General features: G+C 26.7%; 1 protein-coding gene. It reads left to right on the top strand.

The genetic code is table 11. From position 1 onward, the window contains the following. A partial coding sequence (locus LQ686_RS14135) for an IS3 family transposase (protein WP_239703286.1) occupies positions 1-206 on the top strand: 206 nt, incomplete at both ends.

Here is a 206-nt window from a genome sequence, read left to right as displayed (position 1 = left end):
AAGGTAATTGTCTAGATAATTCAGTTATGGAAAACTTTTTTGGGTTACTTAAACAAGAAATGTATTATGGCCAAGAATTTAAAGATTTTCAGGACCTTGAACAAGCTATTCATCAATATATCAATTTTTATAATAACGAAAGAATCAAATCAAAATTAAAAGGCTTATCTCCCAAAAATTACAGGAGACAAACCTTTGAAATAATA

The organism is Mammaliicoccus sp. J-M41 (assembly GCF_022385935.1).
Taxonomy (GTDB): domain Bacteria; phylum Bacillota; class Bacilli; order Staphylococcales; family Staphylococcaceae; genus Mammaliicoccus; species Mammaliicoccus sciuri_A.
Note: the sequence above shows the minus strand (reverse complement) of the source record. Positions and strands in the feature narration are given on the sequence as shown.